A 16,150-nucleotide genomic window follows, 5' to 3' on the forward strand; every position below is an offset into this window, starting at 1 on the left:
CTATCTCCCTGTATCTACGGCATCTGTGTCGGCATTCTTTAACGAGGGACGCGAAGCTCAGCGTCGTTCCACCGCCCGCCCCATCCTGACGCCCTGGCCGCGTGGCCGGAACTCGACTGAATGGTCAGGAAATGGCCGTTTCGCGACAAAAGTTGGCCTAACATTTCGCGTCAGCCAAATTACAATTCATCAAACAGAAGAAAATGCGTGCGAGCGCGTCCAAAAGCCGCAGCCAGCCCGCAATCTGGATCGCGCCCTGCCGATCCACTCGCCATTCCGTCATCAACCCGTTTCAGCCTTCTCAAAAGCGCATGGAAACCAGTCTCGATAAAGGCACCCTCGCCGCCGCCAGCCCAGCCGGCGTCCATCCCGTGCCGCCGCCCGCGGCGGGCAAGGTGCAGCGCACCGTATATTCGGTGCTCGGTGCAATCAGCTTCTCGCACCTGCTCAACGACATGATTCAGTCGCTGATTCTGGCCATCTACCCCATGTTGAAGGACAACTTCTCGTTGTCGTTCACGCAGATCGGCCTGATCACGCTGACCTACCAGATCACCGCGTCCATGCTCCAGCCGCTGGTCGGCATGTACACGGACAAGCATCCGAAGCCGTACTCGCTGCCGGTCGGTATGGGCTTTACGCTGAGCGGTCTGCTGCTGATGTCGGTTGCGCCCAACTTCGGCATCCTGCTGGTGGCCGCGGCACTGGTCGGCTGCGGTTCCTCGGTGTTCCATCCGGAATCGTCCCGCGTGGCGCGCATGGCGTCGGGCGGCCGTCACGGCCTCGCGCAGTCGTTGTTTCAGGTGGGCGGCAATGCCGGCTCGTCGCTCGGGCCGCTGCTCGCAGCACTGATCGTGATTCCGCATGGCCAGCGCAGCATCGCGTGGTTTTCGGTGGCGGCGCTGGTAGCGATCGTCGTGCTCACGCAGATCGGCCGCTGGTACAAGCAGCATCCCGCGACGAAGAAGGCACGCGGCGCGCAGGCGGCGCATCCGTCGCTCTCGCGTAACAAGGTGCTGTTCGCAATGGGCGTGCTGGTGCTGCTGGTGTTCTCGAAGTACTTCTACCTCGCCAGCATCAACAGCTATTTCACCTTCTACCTGATCGACAAGTTCCACCTGCCGGTGCAGGCCGCTCAGGTGCACCTGTTCGTGTTCCTTGCCGCCGTTGCCGCAGGGACCATCATCGGCGGTCCGGTGGGTGACAGGATTGGCCGCAAGTACGTGATCTGGGTGTCGATTCTCGGCGTAGCCCCGTTCACGCTGCTGCTGCCGTATGCCAACCTGTTCTGGACCGGCGTGTTGACGGTGGTGATCGGCGTGGTGCTCGCGTCGGCCTTCTCGGCCATCCTGGTCTATGCGCAGGAGCTGATTCCCGGCAAGGTCGGGATGGTGGCGGGCCTCTTCTTCGGCTTCGCGTTCGGGCTGGGCGGCATTGGTGCGGCCGTGCTCGGTCAACTGGCGGACGCGACCAGCATCGCCTACGTCTACAAGGTGTGCTCGTTCCTGCCGTTGATCGGCATTCTGACGGTGTTCCTGCCAAATATCGAAGGCAAGAAAGCCAAGGCTTGAGGCGGCGTTGAAACGCTCGGCAATCCTGCATGGAAAAAGGCGCTTCGGCGCCTTTTTCTTTGCCCATGCGGCTTGAACCGCGACACCCACGGCCGACGCGCGGGCGTCCTATGGTGAACCCGCGTTGTCCGGCTGCGCGGGCGTACTCTATGCTGTGCACACGCACGCCGCCGACGCACTCCGTGGCCACTCGCCGGCGTGCTTCGTATCGTGCTCCACGTCCCCTCACCCTCGCTGCCGCAAGGATCGCCGCTGATGACGAACTACCGCGACTTCCACCGCCGTTCCATCGATCATCCGGAAGATTTCTGGCGCGAGGAGGCGCGGCGCATCCATTGGGAAACGCCGTTCGACAAGGTGCTCGATACGTCGAATCCGCCGTTTGCGCGCTGGTTCGTCGGCGGCCGCACCAATCTTTGCCACAACGCGGTGGACCGTCATCTGGTGGAACGCGCGCAGCAAAATGCGCTCATCTACGTCTCGACGGAAACTGGCATCGAGCGCCGCTACACCTACGCGGAGCTGTACGCGGAAATCAACCGCATGGCTGCCGTGATGCGCTCGCTCGGCGTGAAGCGCGGCGAGCGCGTACTGATCTATCTGCCGATGATCCCCGAAGCGGTGTTCGCCATGCTCGCCTGCGCGCGGCTCGGGGCGATTCACTCGGTGGTGTTCGGTGGCTTCGCCGCGCCGAACCTGGCAGCCCGCATCGACGACGCCAAACCCGTGCTGATCGTCACCGCCGACGCCGGCGCGCGTGGCGGCAAGGTGATCGACTACACGCCGCTCGTCGACGAGGCCCTCGCACGCGCGCAGCACAAGACCGCGCAGGTGCTGCTGATCGACCGACAACTCGCGCCCGAGCGTCTGAACGCCAGCTACCTGGTGAACTACGAGCCGCTGCGCGAGCAGTTTTTCGATGCCCATGTGCCGTGCGAATGGCTGGAGTCGAACGAGCCTTCCTATGTGTTGTACACCTCGGGCACCACGGGGCGGCCCAAGGGCGTGCAACGCGATGTGGGCGGCTATGCGGTAGCGCTGGCGGCGTCGATGGAATACATCTTCGAAGGCCGCGCGGGCGACACCATGTTCACCGCCTCGGATATCGGCTGGGTGGTCGGCCATAGCTACATCATCTATGCGCCGCTACTCGCCGGACTGACCACCGTGATGTACGAAGGCACGCCGATTCGCCCGGACGGCGGCATCTGGTGGCGGCTCGTCGAGCAGTACAAAATCAACCTGATGTTCACGGCACCCACCGCGCTGCGCGTGCTCAAGAAACAGGATCCGGCCTTGCTGAAAAAGTCCGACCTGTCGAGTTTGCGGACCTTGTTTCTGGCCGGCGAACCGCTCGATGAACCGACCGCCTCGTGGATCACCGGTGCGCTCGGCAAGCCGGTAGTCGACAACTACTGGCAGACCGAAACCGGCTGGCCGATGCTGGCCATCCAGCGCGGCGTCGAAGCATTGCCGCCGAAGCTCGGTTCGCCTGGTGTGCCCGCCTACGGCTACGACCTGACCTTGCGCAACGAAGCGAACGGCGAACCGTGCGCGCCAGGCGAGAAAGGCGTGTTGACGCTGGGATATCCATTGCCGCCCGGCTGCATGTCCACCGTGTGGGGCGACGACCAACGCTTTATCGACACGTACTGGTCGAGCGTGCCGGGTCAGGCCGTGTATTCGACTTTCGACTGGGGCATCCAGGATGACGATGGCTACGTGACCATCCTCGGACGCACGGACGACGTGATCAACGTCGCGGGTCACCGGCTCGGCACGCGGGAAATCGAAGAAGCGCTGTCGAGTCACGCGGCCGTCGCCGAGGTCGCCGTGGTCGGCGTGGCTGATCCCGTGAAAGGCCAGGCAGCGCTCGCCTTCGTCGTGCTACGCGATGCTGAGCGCTACGCGAGCGACAAGGCGCGCGCAAAACTGTCCACGGAACTTACCGCGACCGTCGACCGGCAACTGGGCGCGATTGCGCGGCCGGCGCACGTCCATGTGGTGTCGATGTTGCCCAAAACGCGCTCGGGCAAGCTGCTGCGCCGGGCCATTGCGGCGTTGGCGGAAGGACGCGAGCCGGGTGATCTGCCCACCATCGAAGATCCCGCGGCACTCGTGCAGGTGCGCGAGGCGCTGGCGGCAGCGAGCGGGAAAGCGTGAACCTCAGCCGCGCGCCTGCAGGAACCGCGTGAGAATCCCGTTCGAATACGTGCCGGCAAGCTCGGTCAGGAAGGTCGTGAACGACGCCGGCGCATGGGCGTCCGCCGTATCCGAGACCGTGCGCACGATCGCACACGGCACGCCGTACTCGTGACAGACCTGGGCAATCGCGGCGCCTTCCATCTCGACCGCGAGCGCATCAGGCAATGCGGCCCGCAGCGTTGCCACCGCCGCCGCACTGGCCACGAACTGATCGCCGCTGATGATGAGCCCGCGATGCAGTTGCGGCGTCTCGATGGCAAAGCGCTGCACGAGCGCCGCACCCTCCTCCGCGATGAAACGCCCGGCGGCCGCCGCGAGTTGTGCGGCCAACGCAGAATCCGCCGCAAAGCGTGCAATGCCGAGCAACGGCACTTCGAAGCGAGGGAACAGCGGCGACGCATCCAGATCGTGCTGCATTAGCGAGTCCGCGACGACGACCGCGCCGATCCGCACGTCGTGCCCCACGCCACCCGCGACGCCGGTGAACACGACGGCCTCGACATCGAAGGCATGAATCAGCGCACTGACCGTGGCCGCTGCCGCGACCTTGCCGATGCGCGCCAGCGTGACGACGCACGGTGCGCCATAGGCAGTACCGACGTGATAGTCACGCCCGCCATGCGTGACCGTATGCACGCCCGACTCCGCGCGCATCACCTCGATCAGGCTGCCGAGTTCCTGCGGCAACGCCGCCATGATGCCCAACGGCCGCCGTCCGTTCGCCGCTTCGTTACGCAGCGCGCTCATTCGACCGCCTGCAGTTTGGCGACCGCGAGCGCGAGCCACTTCTCGCCGTGACGCTTGAATTTGACCTGCGCCTTCGCTTCAGCGCCGCCTCCTTCGAGCGCGGTGATGGTGCCCTCGCCGAACTTGGTGTGAAAGACCTGTTGACCGACGCGGAAGCCGACTTCCGCGGCGCGCTGCTCATTCGCAAACGCAGGTAGCGGCGCAGAGGTTGCCGCCCCGCTGTAGCCCTGCTGGCGATCGGGCCGCGCAAACCAGTCGCGGCCGTAGCCTGCGTTGTCCGAACGGCCGCCCCAACGCGCACCGGCTTCGACCTTGGGCGTGAGCCACTTGAGCGTTTCCTGCGGCAGTTCGTCGAAAAAGCGCGAACGGATGTTGTAGCGCGTCTGGCCGTGCAACATGCGGCTCTGCGCGAACGACAGATACAGGCGCTCCTTCGCGCGCGTGATCGCAACGTACATCAGACGGCGCTCTTCTTCGAGGCCGTCGGTTTCCATCGCGCTGTTCTCGTGCGGAAACAGGCCTTCCTCGAGCCCCGTGATGAACACCGCCGTAAACTCCAGTCCCTTGGCCGCGTGCACCGTCATCAGCTGCACGGCTTCCTGACCGGCTTGCGCCTGGTTGTCGCCCGCCTCGAGCGACGCGTGCGAGAGAAAGCCCGCGAGCGGCGTCATCGTGTCGGGGTTCTGCGCCGGGTCCGTGAAATCGGGTGCATCGAGTACGACGGTGTTTGGATCGTCCGTGGCCACGCCCAGCTCCGGCGCGGCGCTCGCGCCAGGTCGCAGCGGAATGGAGCGCGCGGGTGTATCGAGCCCGTAACCCTCTTCGCTGACGAACGCCGCCGCCGCGTTGACGAGTTCCTGCAAGTTTTCGAGGCGATCCTGGCCTTCACGCTCAGTCTGATAAAACTCGGCGAGGCCGCTCGTGCGCACCACGTACTCGACCGTCTCCGGCAGGCTCATCTGCTGCGTCTCCGCGCGCATCTTGCCGATCAGGTTGGCGAAACCGGCGAGACTCGAGCCCGCTTTGCCGGCCACGTACGGTATCGCCGCAGCCATCGAACAGTTGTAGAGACGCGCGGCGTCCGCCAGTTGTTCGATGGAACGCGCCCCGATGCCGCGGGTCGGGAAATTGACGACGCGCGCGAACGCGGTGTCGTCATTCGGGTTGTCAATGAGGCGCAGATAGGCAAGCGCATGCTTGATTTCCTGGCGCTCGAAAAAGCGCAGGCCGCCGTACACGCGATACGCGATGCCTGCATTCACCAGCGTGTGTTCGATGGTGCGCGACTGCGCGTTGCTGCGGTACAGAACCGCGACTTCGCTGCGTGACGTGCCGGTATTGATCAGCGCCTTGATTTCTTCGACGATCCAGCCGGCTTCCTGACTATCCGTGGCGGCTTCATAGACGCGCACCGGTTCGCCGTGACCGGCGTCGGTGCGCAGGTTCTTGCCGAGCCGCCGCGAGTTGTTGGCGATCAGTTGATTGGCCGCATCGAGAATATGGCCGTGCGAGCGATAGTTCTGCTCCAGCTTGATCAGATTGCGAACGTTGAATTCCTGCTCGAAGTCGCGCATGTTGCCGACGTTCGCGCCGCGAAACGCGTAGATGGACTGGTCGTCGTCACCGACCGCGAAAATCGCGTTGGTTTGCCCGGCGAGCAGCTTGAGCCACGCGTATTGCAGCTTGTTGGTGTCCTGAAACTCGTCGACGAGAATCTGCCGGAAGCGCGCCTGATAGTGCGCGCGCAGCGGCGGATTATGGGCGAGCAGCTCGTAGCAGCGCAGCAGCAGTTCGGGGAAGTCCACCACGCCTTCGCGCTGGCATTGCTGGTCGTAGGCTTCGTAGAGCTCGACGAACTTGCGGTTGAAGTTGTCGGTGGCGTCGACGTCCTTGGGGCGCAGTCCCTGCTCTTTGGCGTTGTTGATGAAGTACTGCAGGTTCTTGGCCGGGTACTTCTCGTCGTCGATGTTCAGGCCTTTCATCAGACGCTTGATCGCGGAGAGCTGGTCGGCGGTATCGAGAATCTGGAAAGTGGCGGGCAAACCGGCATCGCGGTGATGGGCGCGCAGCATGCGGTTGCACAGACCGTGGAAGGTGCCGATCCACATGCCACGCGTGTCGATGGGCAGCAGCGCCTGCAGACGCGCCATCATTTCCCGCGCCGCCTTGTTGGTGAAGGTGACGGCGAGGATGGTAGCGGGCGACGCGAGGCCCTGCTGGATCAGCCACGCGATGCGGGTGATGAGGACGCGGGTCTTGCCGCTGCCCGCGCCGGCCAGGATGAGCGCGGGTTCGTTGGGGAGGGTAACGGCGGCGTGTTGTTCGGGGTTGAGGTTGTGGAGGAGTTCGGGCATTTTCCGGGAAAGCGGGTCGGGGTCGGGGTCGGCGGGTTCGTTCCTCATTATAAGGTTTGGGGGGCCGCCGCGCGGCGGGGGTATCGGGTGCAGCGTGGTGCGGATTTGCCTGCGGCGCCGTGGTTTTTTTGGTGTTGGCCTTTCGTTGCTTTCTCTTTGGACTTTCCTTGATTTCTTATTGGTCTATTTGTGTTGCCCCTGTGCGGGGCGGCATCCAATTCCTTGGCCTTTCCTTGCATTCTTAATGGTCTATTTGTGTTGCCCCTGTGCGGGGCGGCATCCAATTCCTTGGCCTTTCCTTGATTTCTTATTGGTTTATTTGCGTTGCCCCTGTGCGGGGCGGCACCTACTTTTCTTTGCCGGCCGCAAAGAAAAGTAGGCAAAAGAAAGCGGGCTCAAACCGCCAGCCGGTAGGTGTTTCCCTCGCCACGCTCGCGGTATTGGTCCGAGACGAGATGGTCTCTCGCACCGCCCGCTTTCGTGACCAGGCAGTCATCCGCTCCAGCGTTGCGCTGCGCGCTCCGCCGCCGGGCATAACCCCCGTCAGTGGGTGGCACCCAACCGCGACGCACGCAGTGCGGAGTGGGATGAATGAGCCCTTTGTCACGGAGGGATGAGGCGCGAGGGAGGGTCTCGTCTCGGACCACTCCGGGCTGTGTCCAGTGGGGGACACCTAAACGCTGGCGGTGTGAGCCGCTTTCTTTTGCCTACTTTTCTTTGCGGCAGGCAAAGAAAAGTAGGTGCCGCCCCGCACAGGGGCAACGCAAATAGACCAATAAGAAATCAAGGAAAGGCCAAAGCGAATGCAAGAAAAGGCCAAAAAGAACGCAAGAAAACACCAACGAAAAAACCAGACCCGCGGCTACGCCGCCGCCACCACCCGCAGGGCCCAAAACCCCCTCCCGGACGGGTCCACCCTTTATAATCAAAGATTCCATTGCATTCCAGCCGACCGCCAACAATGAGCGACACCACGCTTGCCAAGAGTTTCGAACCCCACAACATCGAAGCCCAATGGGGCCCCGAGTGGGAAAAGCGCGCCTACGCCGCGCCCGCGTTCACCCCGAACCAGAAAAACTTCTCGATCCAGCTGCCGCCCCCCAACGTCACCGGCACCCTGCACATGGGCCATGCCTTCAATCAGACGATCATGGACGGCCTCACGCGCTATCACCGCATGCTCGGCGAGAACACGCTCTGGGTCCCCGGCACCGATCACGCGGGTATCGCCACGCAAATCGTCGTGGAACGCCAGCTGGACGCGCAAGGTGTCTCGCGCCACGACCTCGGCCGCGAAAAGTTCGTCGAACGCGTGTGGGAATGGAAGCAGCAATCCGGCTCGACCATCACGAATCAGGTGCGCCGGCTCGGCGCGTCGATCGACTGGTCGCGCGAATACTTCACGATGGACGACAAAATGTCCGCCGCCGTGCGCGACGTGTTCGTCCGTCTCTATGAGCAAGGCCTGATCTATCGCGGCAAACGGCTCGTCAACTGGGACCCGGTGCTGATGACGGCGGTCTCCGACCTGGAAGTCGCCAGCGAGGAAGAAAACGGCCACCTGTGGCACATCCAGTACCCGCTCGCAGACGGCTCCGGCCATCTGACGGTCGCCACTACGCGCCCCGAAACCATGCTCGGCGACGTCGCCGTGATGGTCCATCCGGAAGACGAACGCTACGCGCACCTGATCGGCAAGATGGTCAAGCTGCCGCTCACCGAGCGCGAAATCCCGGTGATCGCGGACGATTACGTCGACCGAGAATTCGGCACCGGCGTCGTCAAGGTCACGCCGGCTCACGACCTGAACGACTATCAGGTCGGCCAGCGTCACGGCCTGCCGCAAATCGAAATTCTCACGCTCGACGCGAAAATCAACGGCAACGCGCCGGAAAAGTACCGCGGTCTCGATCGGTTCGAGGCACGCAAACAGGTGGTGGCGGATCTCGAAGCCATCGGCCTGCTCGAATCCGTCAAGCCGCACAAGCTGATGGTGCCGCGCGGCGATCGTACCGGCGTGGTGCTCGAACCGATGCTCACGGACCAGTGGTTCGTCGCCATGAGCAAGCCGGCGCCGGAAGGCACCTTCAATCCCGGCAAATCGATCGCCGAAGCCGCGCTCGACGTGGTGCGCCAGGGCCAGATCAAGTTCGTGCCAGAAAACTGGACCACCACGTACTACCAGTGGCTCGAAAACATCCAGGACTGGTGTATCTCGCGCCAGCTCTGGTGGGGTCATCAGATTCCGGCGTGGTACGGCGAAAACGGCGAAATCTTCGTTGCAAAGAGCGAGGACGAGGCGCGCGCCCAGGCCGCTGCCAAGGGTTACACCGGCGCATTGCGGCGCGACGAGGACGTGCTCGACACGTGGTTTTCGTCAGCGCTCGTGCCCTTCTCGTCGCTCGGCTGGCCCAACGAAACCCCGGAATTGCAGGCGTTCTTGCCGTCGTCGGTGCTCGTCACCGGCTTTGACATCATCTTCTTCTGGGTCGCGCGGATGGTCATGATGACCACGCACTTCACCGGCAAGGTGCCGTTCGACACCGTTTACGTGCACGGCCTCGTGCGCGATGCCGAAGGGCAGAAGATGTCGAAGAGCAAGGGCAACACGCTCGACCCGATCGACATCGTCGACGGTATCGGCCTCGACGCGCTCGTCGCCAAGCGCACCACCGGGCTGATGAACCCGAAGCAGGCGGCGTCCATCGAGAAAAAGACCCGCAAGGAGTTTCCGGACGGCATCCCCGCCTTCGGCACCGACGCGCTGCGCTTCACGATGGCCTCGATGGCCACACTCGGCCGCAACGTCAATTTCGACCTCGCGCGCTGCGAGGGCTATCGCAACTTCTGCAACAAGCTCTGGAACGCCACGCGCTTCGTGCTGATGAACTGCGAAGGCCACGACTGCGGCTTCAGCAAACCCGGCCCGTGCGCGCCCGGCGACTGCGAACCCGGCGGCTACACGCACTTTTCACAGGCCGACCGCTGGATCGTGTCGCTGCTTCAGCGCGTCGAAGCCGAGGTGGCGAAGGGCTTTGCCGACTACCGCTTCGACAACGTGGCGAACGCCCTGTACAAGTTCGTATGGGACGAATACTGTGACTGGTACCTCGAACTGGCCAAGGTGCAGATCCAGAGCGGCACGCCGGAACAGCAGCGCGCCACGCGCCGCACCCTGCTGCGCGTGCTCGAAACGGTTCTGCGGCTCGCGCATCCGGTGATTCCGTTCATCACCGAAGCCTTGTGGCAAAAGGTGGCGCCGCTCGCCGACCGTTACCCGCAAGGCATGGCGGAAGGCGAAGCGTCCATCATGGTGCAGCCCTACCCGGTGGCGGAGCCGGGCAAGCTGGACGAAGCCGCCGAGCAATGGGCCGCTGATCTGAAAGCCATGATCGACGCCTGCCGTAACCTGCGCGGGGAGATGAACCTGTCGCCGGCCGTGAAGGTGCCGCTGCTCGTCACCGGCAACGCGGAGCGCCTGAGCAGCTTCGCCCCATACGCCCAGGCGCTGGCGCGGCTCTCGGAAGTGCAGATCATCGCAGACGAGGCCACGCTCGATGCCCAGACACATGGCGCGCCAATTGCTATCGTAGGAACGGACAAGCTGGTGCTGAAGGTGGAAATTGATGTTGCCGCCGAGCGCGAACGCCTGTCAAAAGAGATTGCACGGCTTGGGGCTGAAGTCCAGAAATGTAACGCAAAGCTGCAAAATGAAAGCTTTGTTGCAAAAGCCCCGCCTGCGGTCGTTGAGCAGGAGCAGAAAAGGCTGGCAGAATACGAAACGACCATCGGCAAGCTGAAAGCGCAGCTCGCGCGCCTGCCGGCCTGATTGACGCTCCGCGCCCGAGCTTCCGCCCGGGCGTCGCCACCAGAGGACTCAGGGTATTCACATGCTAAAAGTTACAAAAGCGGTATTTCCGGTAGCAGGTCTTGGCACCCGGTTCCTCCCCGCCACCAAGGCGAGCCCGAAGGAAATGCTGCCCGTCGTCGACAAGCCCCTCATTCAGTATGCGGTGGAAGAGGCGATGGCAGCAGGCATCACGGAGATGATCTTCGTCACGGGGCGCAGCAAGCGTGCAATTGAAGATCACTTCGACAAGTCGTACGAGATCGAAGCCGAACTCGAGGCGCGCGGCAAGGACAAGCTGCTGGAACTCGTGCGCAGCATCAAGCCGAGCCATGTGGATTGCTTCTATGTGCGCCAGGCGGAAGCGCTCGGTCTGGGCCACGCGGTGATGTGCGCGGAGAAGCTGGTGGGCGACAACCCGTTTGCCGTCATCCTCGCGGACGACTTGTTGTACGGCACGCCGCCGGTGATGGCGCAGATGATCGAGGTGTTCGATCACTATCACAGCTCGGTGATTGGCGTGGAAGAGATCCCGCCGTCGGAGACGAAGTCGTACGGTATCGTCGATGGCAAGGAGTGGGAAGACTCCATCGTCAAGATGTCGGGCATCATCGAAAAGCCGGCACCGGAAGTGGCACCGTCGAATCTCGGCGTGGTGGGTCGTTACGTGCTGAAGCCGCGCATTTTCGAACACCTGCGCTCGCTGAAGCCTGGTGCGGGCGGTGAACTGCAACTGACGGACGCCATTCAATCGCTGCTCGCCGATGAACAGGTGCTGGCGTACAAGTACCACGGCACGCGTTTCGACTGCGGCAGCAAGCTTGGTTATCTGAAGGCAACGGTGGAGTTCGCGCTGCGCCACCCGGAAGTGGCAGCGGATTTCGAGGAGTATCTGCGTACGCGTTCGCCGGTGCTGGAAGGCTGAGTGATTTAGCCTGGTAGCGCGGGACGCCGCGCAGCAGATCTAAAAAGGCGTTGTTGCACCGCGAATTGCGGGCAACAACGCCTTTTTCTTTTGGCGTACGGGGCCGTTAGCGCCAGCGTCCTGCTGCACTCGTTCCTGCGTCGCTAGGCAGGCGGAATCATCGACACAACCATGCCCAGCAAAAGTAGCGCCGGTAATGCAAGTAGCGCAGCCGATTGCAGAATTCTGTACCAGCGAACCTGCGCCAAATTACCTCTCAAACCGACAGCCCAGACCAGGAACGCGAAGGTTCCAATAATCCATAAGAGATATGCGGCTTCACCGTCGGCCAATCCCGCTGCATATCCCAGGAATCTTGAACTGGCGATCAATTGTTGAACTCCATGAAGTTAACGTCACGCGTAACGCCCACACGTAACCCTACAACCCGTAACATCCCGCCCAAATCACCCAGGATGGGATACTCTGCCCCCTCCAACTTCCCGGATCTGCCTTAATCAATGACCACCCCGTCTACGATTCGCCGTGCCCACCCCACCGACCTCCCGACGATATACGCCGGCGAGCTCGACTACATCCGGCAGATCGAGCCGCAACAGGAAGCGCGCTGGAGCGGCGCCCTGTACTGGCACATCAAGCAATGGGCCAGCGACCTCGACCGTATGTTCATCGCGGAATGCAATGGGGAGGCAGCGGGATACTGCTTCTGGGAGGTCCACGCTGACGCCGCGGTGCTCGCGTCGATCTACGTGCAGCGGGAAAAGCGCGGTGCGGGACTCGGCAAGCAGCTTCTGGCCGAATTCATTCGCGACGCGCATGCACAGGGATTCACGACACTCACGCTCGGTGTGAAACCCGACAATCCGGCGCGGCTGCTGTATGAACGCGCGGGCTTCATCTATACGCACGAAACCGGCGGGTATCGTCACTACGCGTATCAGGTAGACGACCGCACGGCGGCGTAGCCGCGCTCAGCACTCACGCTGCGGCGGCCGCGGTTGTATCAGCGACGCCGCATCAGGAACGTGAACACCTTATCCTGCGTCGAGACTTCGACGATCTCGTTGCCGGTCTGCTTGGCGAACGCGGCGAAATCGCGCTGCGAGCCGGGATCGGTGGCGAGCACCTTGAGGATCTGGCCGCTTTCCATGTCGGCCAGTGCCTTCTTGGCGCGCAAGATGGGCAGCGGACAGTTCAGGCCGCGCGCATCGACTTCCTTATGAACCTGAATCTGCATCGATGTTGACCTTGGAGGGGAACGCGGCGTCAGAAGCGCAAAAAGCGGTTTCTGACGCACGGTAGAGGACCAAATTCTACCGCAGCCGCCTTCTACCCGCCGCAAGCGTGCGAAGCGACACGCATGGCAGGCCCCGCGTAGGGCCGCATTCACGGGGGCGGCATGGCCGCAAGCGCTAAACAAAAACGCAAACGCACCCGCGCCCCCCTTTCCTCCTACAACAACGTCACCGCCTGTCCGCTTTGCAGCGACTCCCGCAGCGCGCTGCCAATCCGCGTCGCCTCCAGCGCATCCGCCAGCGTCGCCCCCTCGGACTTGCCGCCCTGCACCGCCGCCACGAACGCGCGTGCTTCGTACAGGAACGCGTCCTCGAAGCGATCGAAGAAAGTCGGCGTGCACTCATTGCGAATGCCGCTCGCGTCGAGAATCTCCACGCGGTTCAAACGCGGGTTCTGCCCGATCGTCATCGCGCCCGCCGTGCCGATCACTTCGCTGCCGGTGTCGTTGCCATGCGCCATCGTTCGCGACGCATAGAACATCGCGAGGCTGCCATCCTCGAATTCGCAGATCGCCACGCCGTTGTCGACATCGCCGAACTCACGCAGTCCTTCGTGCAGCGCCACGGTGCCACTCGCGAACACGCGTTTGGCGCGCGGTTTGCCGAGCAGCCAGCGGGCGACGTCGATATCGTGCACGGTGCAGTCGAGAAAAATGCCGCCAGAGTTCGGCGCAAAACGCACGAAGAAGCCATCCGGATCGTTCTGGTCGCAGGTCTGCGAGCGCACCATGAACGGCCGGCCAATCTTGCCGGCAGCGAGCTTGTCGAACGCGTCGCGATAGCTCGGATCGAAGCGTCGCATGAAGCCAATGGTCGCCTGCAGATGCGGCCGCTTTTCCGCCTCGGCCAATACCCGTTGACACTCGGCCAGATCGAGCGAAAGCGGCTTCTCACAGAACACATGCTTGCCGGCGCGCAGTGCGTCGACAATCTGCTGCGCGTGCAACGCAGACGGCGTCACCAGCCACACGGCGTCCACTTCGTCATCCTTCAGCAACGCGGCGTAATCCTCATAAAGACGCGGCGCCGGTAGACTGTCGCGCGCCCAGGCGCGCTCCTCTTCGAGCGGACTGCACGCTGCCACCACCGCCGCGCCAGGCACGCGGTAGGCCAGATTCTCTGCGTGCCGTTTGCCAAGTCGTCCCAAGCCCACCACGCCAACGCGTACGCCCTGTTTTGCACCCGTCATGCGGCTTCTCCCAGACGTACCGGACGCCCTTCGCGCCACGAAAGCGTGGCAGCTTCGGCCAGTTCCAGCGCCTTCAGACCATCGGCCACCGTCGTGCGCACCGGCTTGCCTTGCGTCACCGCTTCGAAGAAATGCGCGATTTCCGCAGCATAGGCGGCCCGGTAACGTTCGAGGAAGAACGCTTCCGGCACGTCGCTGGACACAGCGGTTTTCGAATACGCCGTCACTTCGGTAGGACGCACGTTGCCCGCCTGCAGCATGCCAAGGCTGCCGAGCACTTCGAAGCGCTGATCGTAGCCATACGCAGCGCGCCGCGCCGTATTGATCTGGCAGAGGCGCCCGCTCTTCGTGCGAATCGTCACCGCCGTGGAATCGATGTCGCCCGCTTCGGCAATGGCCGGATCGCTCAGGCAGCTACCCGTCGCGTGCACGGTCTCGGCTTCGTCGTCGAGAATCCAGCGGAAGATGTCGAAGTCGTGAATCAGCATGTCCTTGAAGATGCCGCCCGAATGCTTGATGTACTCCACCGGCGGCGCGCCCGGATCACGGCTCGTCACGATCAGCATTTCCGGCGTGCCGATTTCGCCCGCTTCGATGCGCGCCTTGAGCGCGGCAAAGGTCGGATCGAAGCGCCGCTGAAAACCGATCATGCACACCACGCCCGCTTTCGCGACCGCGTCCGCGCAGGCACGCGCGCGTTCGAGCGTCAGGTCCACTGGCTTCTCGCAGAACACGTGCTTCTTTTGTGCCGCGGATTGCAGAATCAGATCGGCATGCGTGTCCGTGCTCGAACAGATCACGGTAGCGCCGACCGACGCGTCACTCATCGCGCTATCGATATCCGCGACCTGCGCACCGTGCAACGCGGCGAGCGCCGCAGCGGCGTCGCGATTGACGTCCACCACATACTTCAGACGCACGCCCGGTTGCCGCGCGAGATTGGCCGCATGAATCCGGCCAATCCGTCCCGCGCCGAATACCGCTACATCCATTACCTTGCCAGCTACATCAGTCATCGTATCCTCCAGTGTCTTTGGATTCTTCTACGTTCAATTCCAGCTTGTACGCGAGCGCAATGAACAGCGCCTGGCACAGACAGATCGTGCTGGTGAGCGAGCGAAACGCAAAGGCGCTCCCCTCTTTCACATAAAGTTGAGTCGTCGCGTAGCGTGATAGTGGGGACAACTGACTATCTGTGATCACCAGCGTTTTTGCCTGATGATGATGCGCAACGCGCAGACAGTACTGCGTTTCCTTCGCATACGGCGCGAAACTGATGGCGATCACCACGTCACCCTTCCTGACGCTGCGAATCTGCTCGCGATACATGCCGCCGAAGCCCGACACCAGATGCACGCGCTTGGGCGTGTGCTGCAGCGCGTAGACGATATAGCTCGCCACCGGAAATGAGCGCCGCACGCCGATAACATAAATGTTGTCGGCGTGCTGCAGCATCTTCACGGCTGCGTCGAACTGCGCGTCGTCGAGGCCGGCTTCCAGTTCATCCAGACCGCCACGGCAGGCCGCCACGAATTCGCGCGCCACCGAACGGCTGGATAGCGCGCCCGGCTTGTCGTCGATCAGCTTGCGAATCCGCTGCTGATAGCTCGGCGACGACGTGCCCTGCCCGGTATACGCTTGCCGGAACACCGCCTGCAGATCCGAGAAACCGGAGAACCCAAAGCGCTGCGCGAAGCGCACCACCGCCGACGGATGCACACCGCAGCTCGCCGCGATGTCACTGGTGCGATCCACCATCACGCTGGAGCGGTGCTGTTCGATGTACGTGGCCACACTCTTCAACTGGCGCGGCAACGACTCGTAGTTGTCCGCGATGCGCTGCATCAAATCGTCGACGCTCGGCGACTCTGTTGTGCTCTCTTCCGCCATAGTTGTTCCTTCCACCTTTTATTGCACTGCGCAACGACCGTCTCGACGTGATGCACGAGCCGCCGCGCAGGGCGCGCAACACCGCGCTGACGTTGCAGATTATAGGCAGCGCCATCGACAAATGGAA

11 protein-coding genes are annotated in these 16,150 nt (G+C 62.9%); 5 read left to right on the forward strand and 6 right to left on the reverse strand.

The genetic code is table 11. The annotated features are described in order from the left end of the window. The first annotated feature begins 311 nt into the window (after positions 1-311). Positions 312-1,571, forward strand: coding sequence for an MFS transporter (locus D0B32_RS16290; RefSeq protein WP_117335022.1), 1,260 nt, complete (start codon positions 312-314; stop codon positions 1,569-1,571). A 255-nt stretch (positions 1,572-1,826) separates the two neighbouring features. After that, a complete protein-coding gene (locus D0B32_RS16295) occupies positions 1,827-3,734 on the forward strand; it encodes a propionate--CoA ligase (protein WP_117335023.1) in 1,908 nt (635 codons plus the stop codon). A gap of 3 nt (positions 3,735-3,737) precedes the next feature. Here D0B32_RS16295 and D0B32_RS16300 read toward each other — a convergent pair whose 3' ends face one another. Both D0B32_RS16300 and D0B32_RS16305 read right to left on the reverse strand, forming a co-directional pair. Then, on the reverse strand, positions 3,738-4,523 hold the full coding sequence (locus tag D0B32_RS16300) for a 5'-methylthioadenosine/adenosylhomocysteine nucleosidase (protein WP_117335024.1): 786 nt from the start codon (positions 4,521-4,523) through the stop codon (positions 3,738-3,740). After that, positions 4,520-6,877 carry a UvrD-helicase domain-containing protein gene (locus D0B32_RS16305; protein WP_117335025.1) on the reverse strand — a complete coding sequence of 786 codons (2,358 nt, stop codon included), beginning with the start codon at positions 6,875-6,877 and terminating at the stop codon, positions 4,520-4,522. The genes D0B32_RS16300 and D0B32_RS16305 overlap by 4 nt, the downstream gene beginning before the upstream one ends. A 961-nt stretch (positions 6,878-7,838) precedes the next feature. On the opposite strand from D0B32_RS16305, the gene D0B32_RS16310 reads away from it, so the two are divergent. The 3 genes from D0B32_RS16310 to D0B32_RS16320 all read left to right on the forward strand — a co-directional run bounded on the left by D0B32_RS16310 (position 7,839) and on the right by D0B32_RS16320 (position 12,614). Continuing rightward, on the forward strand, positions 7,839-10,706 hold the full coding sequence (locus tag D0B32_RS16310) for a valine--tRNA ligase (RefSeq protein WP_117335026.1): 2,868 nt from the start codon (positions 7,839-7,841) through the stop codon (positions 10,704-10,706). Between the two features lie 61 nt (positions 10,707-10,767). Next, complete coding sequence (gene galU, locus D0B32_RS16315; protein ID WP_117335027.1) at positions 10,768-11,649, forward strand: UTP--glucose-1-phosphate uridylyltransferase GalU; 882 nt, start codon at positions 10,768-10,770, stop codon at positions 11,647-11,649. Between the two features lie 500 nt (positions 11,650-12,149). Continuing rightward, on the forward strand, positions 12,150-12,614 hold the full coding sequence (locus D0B32_RS16320; RefSeq protein WP_117335028.1) for a GNAT family N-acetyltransferase: 465 nt from the start codon (positions 12,150-12,152) through the stop codon (positions 12,612-12,614). Between the two features lie 38 nt (positions 12,615-12,652). On the opposite strand, the gene D0B32_RS16325 is transcribed toward D0B32_RS16320, so the two are convergent. The 4 genes from D0B32_RS16325 to D0B32_RS16340 form a co-directional block, all read right to left on the reverse strand. Continuing rightward, complete coding sequence (locus D0B32_RS16325) at positions 12,653-12,880, reverse strand: sulfurtransferase TusA family protein (RefSeq protein WP_117335375.1); 228 nt, start codon at positions 12,878-12,880, stop codon at positions 12,653-12,655. 221 nt (positions 12,881-13,101) lie between these two features. Then, on the reverse strand, positions 13,102-14,133 hold the full coding sequence (locus D0B32_RS16330) for a Gfo/Idh/MocA family oxidoreductase (RefSeq protein WP_117335029.1): 1,032 nt from the start codon (positions 14,131-14,133) through the stop codon (positions 13,102-13,104). Next, positions 14,130-15,149 carry an inositol 2-dehydrogenase gene (gene iolG / locus D0B32_RS16335; RefSeq protein ID WP_117335030.1) on the reverse strand — a complete coding sequence of 340 codons (1,020 nt, stop codon included), beginning with the start codon at positions 15,147-15,149 and terminating at the stop codon, positions 14,130-14,132. The genes D0B32_RS16330 and iolG overlap by 4 nt, the downstream gene beginning before the upstream one ends. Then, the gene (locus D0B32_RS16340) at positions 15,142-16,023 is read right to left on the reverse strand and encodes a MurR/RpiR family transcriptional regulator (protein WP_117335031.1); all 882 of its coding nucleotides are present in this window, start codon (positions 16,021-16,023) and stop codon (positions 15,142-15,144) included. Before D0B32_RS16340 ends, iolG begins: the two co-directional genes overlap by 8 nt. Between the last annotated feature and the right edge of the window lie 127 nt (positions 16,024-16,150).

Origin of the sequence: Paraburkholderia sp. DHOC27 (genome assembly GCF_003429005.1) — a bacterium.
Classification (GTDB): domain Bacteria; phylum Pseudomonadota; class Gammaproteobacteria; order Burkholderiales; family Burkholderiaceae; genus Paraburkholderia.

Excerpts from the sequence above, each read along its gene's own strand:
- D0B32_RS16310 (WP_117335026.1), top strand. The coding sequence starts at position 7,839 with ATGAGCGACACCACGCTTGCCAAGAGTTTCGAACCCCACAACATCGAA.
- D0B32_RS16340 (WP_117335031.1), bottom strand. The coding sequence starts at position 16,023 with ATGGCGGAAGAGAGCACAACAGAGTCGCCGAGCGTCGACGATTTGATG.
- D0B32_RS16290 (WP_117335022.1), top strand. The coding sequence starts at position 312 with ATGGAAACCAGTCTCGATAAAGGCACCCTCGCCGCCGCCAGCCCAGCC.
- D0B32_RS16320 (WP_117335028.1), top strand. The coding sequence starts at position 12,150 with ATGACCACCCCGTCTACGATTCGCCGTGCCCACCCCACCGACCTCCCG.
- D0B32_RS16295 (WP_117335023.1), top strand. The coding sequence starts at position 1,827 with ATGACGAACTACCGCGACTTCCACCGCCGTTCCATCGATCATCCGGAA.
- D0B32_RS16330 (WP_117335029.1), bottom strand. The coding sequence starts at position 14,133 with ATGACGGGTGCAAAACAGGGCGTACGCGTTGGCGTGGTGGGCTTGGGA.
- galU (WP_117335027.1), top strand. The coding sequence starts at position 10,768 with ATGCTAAAAGTTACAAAAGCGGTATTTCCGGTAGCAGGTCTTGGCACC.
- iolG (WP_117335030.1), bottom strand. The coding sequence starts at position 15,149 with ATGACTGATGTAGCTGGCAAGGTAATGGATGTAGCGGTATTCGGCGCG.
- D0B32_RS16305 (WP_117335025.1), bottom strand. The coding sequence starts at position 6,877 with ATGCCCGAACTCCTCCACAACCTCAACCCCGAACAACACGCCGCCGTT.
- D0B32_RS16300 (WP_117335024.1), bottom strand. The coding sequence starts at position 4,523 with ATGAGCGCGCTGCGTAACGAAGCGGCGAACGGACGGCGGCCGTTGGGC.